Origin of the sequence: Halomonas sp. 707D4, assembly GCF_024158685.1 — a bacterium.
In the GTDB taxonomy this organism is placed as follows: domain Bacteria; phylum Pseudomonadota; class Gammaproteobacteria; order Pseudomonadales; family Halomonadaceae; genus Vreelandella.
Map to the genome: position 1 here is coordinate 1 of NZ_JAMZBD010000245.1, position 4,684 is coordinate 4,684.

Sequence of the window (4,684 nt, forward strand, 5' to 3'; positions counted from 1 at the left end):
TTCTGGGCCTTCTCGAGCGCATCGGCATGACGGCCGAGGAGGCGCGGGCGTAATGGTGTCGATTCCCGTACTCACCATCGATGGCCCGGGCGGTGCCGGCAAGGGAACCATCAGCGGCCTGATCGCCGAGCGGTTGGGCTGGCACCTCTTGGATAGCGGTGCGCTGTATCGCTTGACCGCCCAGGCGGCGGTCAAGCACGGCGTCGCGCTCGACGACGAAGCCGCGCTCGAGACGCTGGCCGCAGGCCTGGACATCGCCTTTCCGGTCGAACAGGGCGCCGCGCGCACGCTGCTCGAAGGCGAGGACGTGACCCGTCTGATCCGCACCGAGCAGGCCGGTGAGCGGGCCTCCAGGGTGGCATCGCTTCCCGGCGTGCGCCAGCGCCTGCTCGCCCGCCAGCGCGACTTCCACAAGGCGCCGGGGCTGGTGGCCGATGGCCGCGACATGGGCACCGTGGTGTTCCCCGAGGCACCCTTGAAGATATTCCTGACCGCCAGCGCCGAGGAGCGCGCCCGTCGGCGGTTCCAGCAGTTGCAGGCCGCCGGCGTAAATGCTAGTCTTTCGAGTCTTTTGAAGGAGATTCAGGCACGCGATGCACGCGACACGCAGCGCAGCGTGGCCCCGCTCAAGCCGGCAGATGATGCCGTCACGCTTGATACCACGCGCCTGAGTATACCGGAAGTGGTTGATCGGTTGATCCAGCTGCTGGCCCAGAAAGGGCTTGCAGACGGGCACTGACTCTCCCTTGCGGCGTTTTTGGGAAGGTGTCACGACATGGCAGGGCGGCAGTTCATATGATCCTTCATATCGGAGAGCCCGGTCAGGTCCAACCAGCGCTAACACCCCCGAGAGCTGAGTTACATAGGCCCGTACTCGCTGGTGGTACGGAGAAGGCGTCATGCCTCAACAACGTTGATCACGTAGGAAAACCATGAGCGAAAGCTTTGCTGAACTGTTTGAACAGTCTCTTAACGACATCAACATGGAGCCGGGCGCCATCGTCGCGGCCCAGGTTGTCGACATCGATGGTGACTGGGTTACCGTCAATGCCGGTCTGAAATCCGAAGGCCAAATCCCCGCGGCCCAGTTCCGCGATGAAAACGGCGAACTCAACATCGCGATCGGCGACGACGTCCACGTGGCGCTCGAAGCGGTCGAAGATGGCTTCGGCGAAACCCGTCTGTCTCGCGAAAAAGCCAAGCGTGCTGAAGCTTGGAAGATTCTGGAAGCGGCCTTCGAGAAAGACGAGATCGTCAAGGGCGTGATCAACGGTAAGGTCAAGGGCGGCTTCACCGTCGACGTCGACTCCATCCGTGCCTTCCTGCCGGGTTCTCTGGTCGACGTTCGTCCGGTTCGCGACACTGCGCACCTGGAGAACAAAGAGCTCGACTTCAAGGTCATCAAGCTCGATCCGAAACGCAACAACGTCGTCGTCTCTCGCCGTGCCGTGCTCGAAGCCGAGAACAGCGCCGAGCGTGAAGCGCTGCTCGCCACCCTCCAGGAAGGCCAGCAGATCAAGGGTATCGTCAAGAACCTGACCGACTACGGCGCCTTCGTCGACCTCGGCGGCGTCGACGGCCTGCTGCACATCACCGACATGGCCTGGAAGCGCATCAAGCATCCGTCCGAGATCGTGGCCGTAGGCGACGAGATCAACGTCAAGGTGCTGAAGTTCGACCGCGAGCGCAACCGCGTATCGCTGGGCCTCAAGCAGCTGGGCGAAGATCCGTGGGTCAACATCAAGGCGCGCTACCCGGAAGGCACCAAGGTGCAGGCCGTGGTGACCAACCTGACCGACTACGGCTGCTTCGCGGAGCTGGAAGAGGGTGTCGAAGGTCTGGTTCACGTTTCCGAAATGGACTGGACCAACAAGAACATCCACCCGTCCAAGGTCGTGCAGGTCGGTGACGATGTCGAAGTCATGGTTCTGGACATCGACGAAGAGCGTCGTCGTATCTCCCTGGGTATCAAGCAGTGCACCGCCAACCCGTGGGAAACCTTCAACGCCGAGTACAACAAGGGCGACCGCGTTTCCGGTACCATCAAGTCGATCACCGACTTCGGTATCTTCATCGGTCTGGAAGGTGGCATCGACGGCCTGGTTCACCTGTCCGACATCTCCTGGACGGAAACCGGCGAAGAAGCGGTTCGTCATTTCAAGAAGGGCGACGAAGCCGAAGCCGTCATCCTGTCGATCGACCCGGAGCGCGAGCGCATCTCGCTGGGTATCAAGCAGATGGATTCCGATCCGGTCGCTGAATACCTCTCCGTCAACGACAAGGGCAGCATCGTGACTGGCCGTGTCGTCGAAGTCGACGCCAAGGAAGCTCACGTTGAGCTGGCAACCGACGTCATCGCCGTGCTGAAAGCGTCTGAAATCAGCGCCGATCGCGTCGAAGATGCGCGTAACGTGCTGAGCGAAGGCGACAGCGTCGAAGCACGTATCGTCAACGTCGATCGCAAGAGCCGTCAGATCAATCTGTCGATCAAGGCGAAAGAGCAGGACGACACGCGTCAGAACATGAAGAAACTGCGCGAGCAGGATGCCGAAACTGGTGGTGCCACCACGATCGGTGACCTGATCAAGCAGCAGATGGGTCAAGACTAAACGTCACGACTCCATGTTAAAAGACGCCACCTTCGGGTGGCGTCTTTTTTTGTATCGATGAAATCTATCGGTAGTGAAAGGTTTCAGCCAGTAGCCAAGTTTGGATATTAAACTCCAGATATAAAAAAACGATTAGTAAATAGCTCGAGATCAACTAGACTATTGTCAATTAGAGTAAATAAAGTAATAATGGCAGCGCCTCCAGGCGACTTGAAGACCGTTAAAACAATGCAGTGTCTCTGGTTCGTCTCATCTCTATTCTGAAGGAATCCCCATGTCACTTCTTAATGAATATATTCAAAAAGAGCAGCAGTTAAAGCAGCTTCAGGAAGATCTTCAGCGTCTTGAAGGAGATCAGCGATTGAAGAGTGAGCTGGAATTCAAGTCCAAGCTTGAAGCGCTGATGAACGAATTCGGCAAGCGTCCTGCAGATGTCGTGGCACTTCTCGAGCCCTCTGGTGAACAGCGTAGCGCAGCTCCGAAGGCCGCCGCTTCTTCCAGCCGTCGCAAGCGCCGTTTGAAGGTCTACAAGAATCCGCACAACGGTGAAGTCATCGAAACCCGTGGTGGCAATCATAAAGGCCTGCGTAGCTGGAAGGACGAATACGGTGAAGAAACCGTCGAGTCCTGGCTTCAGCAGGATAGTTAAAGCTAGTGCCGGTAGCCTGAACAGGGCACCGGCATTTTTACATTCAAGATGTCATTTTCCTGAAGCGATTCGCACCCTCGATTTTATGTAAACGTTTTCATTCAGTGCACGTTGCTTCATCGATGTTTAATGAGTAGGGCCCGGTCAGGCTTGCGTTCGATTAGATATCGGTCAATTCCGGGCTTCATTCACTCGAATGCAGCAAGACGACGATTACCGCAGTCGTACTGTTCTTCGCTCTAGCGGCTATACTCATTATTGCCAGATCAGCGCTTTCTTTGGGTGCAAGCAGTCGTCTTCATTTCTGTGGATGACTCACTCTCGCTGGCGCCTCGCCATGAGAAAAGTCTGGTCAAGGGCGTTTCTCGCTTGGCGATTCGATGTTCGTACACCGCTGGCGTGTACCTGTAGCACTATGCTCCATGCGTGAAGTCACTCCTTGCCCAGGCACGTGTTCGAATGGACCAGCGTTGTCCGTCGGCGGGGAGTGTATCGCTACCTATTCTTGGCTCTCTTCTTAAGTAAGGTGTAAATGTAAGGTCGATGAAATATCAAAAGGCACACAAACAGCTGGACGAGCGCGACAAGCTGCGCAAGTTTCGTGAATTGGACGACGCTTTCGCTCAGGCGCTGAAGCAGCTCGAGGAGCCCGGCAATCATTTCGATATACCTACTGGTCCCCCGGTGCGCTCGCTCGCGGACCTGGAAGAGCAGGAAAGAAAAAGCCAGGCGCAGGAACGCGAGCGGCTCTTCGGTGAACGGCTAAAAGCACTTTGCAAGGAGTATGGCTACAGTGCCAAGGCCGTGAAGGGGCTGGTGGAATTGCTGGTGCATCATGGGCGCTGGGATCTCGAAACCACGCCGGTCGTGACGCTCAGCGGTAGCGATAGACCCGCAGGCTAGGCAGGAAAGGTTCTGACTCGAGTTTCTCGTCACGTCGCTTGGCGCGTGTGCGCGTTGCGGGCGCCTGCATGGAAGGCGCCTTGATATGCGGCAGACGCGTCTCCTGCGCAGGCACTACCAGCGGCATGGCAATATTCATGGCCTGGCGGGTATGGCCGTCGAGCAGCGGCTCGACGAAGAACAGGTTGGCACGCATCAGCGGTGCCTGGGCCTGTACCTGCGCCAGGGTTTCATCGCTTGGAAGGCCCGCGAGCTTTTTCAATTGAATGCGCACATGGGCGGCGTCAGTATCGAGTGCCAGCAGCCTGGCCTCGGCCTGCTGAACGCTCAGCTTCTTGATCGAGCGCCCGCTCGTGTACCACGCCAGGCGTACGCGGGCCACCGGTGCCGGTGCGGTGGGCAGATGGCGCCAGCACTGCTTGAGATGAAGTCTCGCCATCGCGGTCTTGCGCAGCACGTCCCCCACGCGCGGATGACGCGCCGGCAAGCGCGCCTTGGCTTCGCTCAGGGCGCTGGGTGAAAG

General features: G+C 58.2%; 4 protein-coding genes and 1 pseudogene. 4 read left to right on the forward strand and 1 reads right to left on the reverse strand.

The window, feature by feature from the left end; all coding sequences use genetic code 11:
• The first annotated feature begins 52 nt into the window (after nt 1-52).
• The 4 genes from cmk (at nt 53) to BIS11_RS11120 (ending at nt 4,161) form a co-directional block, all read left to right on the forward strand.
• Nucleotides 53-739, forward strand: a complete 687-nt coding sequence (cmk, locus tag BIS11_RS11105; protein ID WP_253586057.1) for a (d)CMP kinase — start codon at nt 53-55, stop codon at nt 737-739.
• Nucleotides 740-932: 193 nt separating this feature from the next.
• Nucleotides 933-2,609, forward strand: coding sequence for a 30S ribosomal protein S1 (gene rpsA, locus BIS11_RS11110; protein ID WP_253423934.1), 1,677 nt, complete (start codon nt 933-935; stop codon nt 2,607-2,609).
• A gap of 274 nt (nt 2,610-2,883) precedes the next feature.
• Entirely contained in the window at nt 2,884-3,258 is a 375-nt protein-coding gene (locus BIS11_RS11115) for a histone-like nucleoid-structuring protein, MvaT/MvaU family (RefSeq protein WP_253423937.1), read from the forward strand.
• 543 nt (nt 3,259-3,801) lie between these two features.
• On the forward strand, nt 3,802-4,161 hold the full coding sequence (locus tag BIS11_RS11120) for a hypothetical protein (RefSeq protein ID WP_253423940.1): 360 nt from the start codon (nt 3,802-3,804) through the stop codon (nt 4,159-4,161).
• On the opposite strand, the pseudogene BIS11_RS11125 reads toward BIS11_RS11120, so the two are convergent.
• Nucleotides 4,133-4,684: pseudogene (locus BIS11_RS11125) on the reverse strand (DNA replication terminus site-binding protein); the annotation flags it as partial. The gene BIS11_RS11120 and the pseudogene BIS11_RS11125 overlap by 29 nt on opposite strands.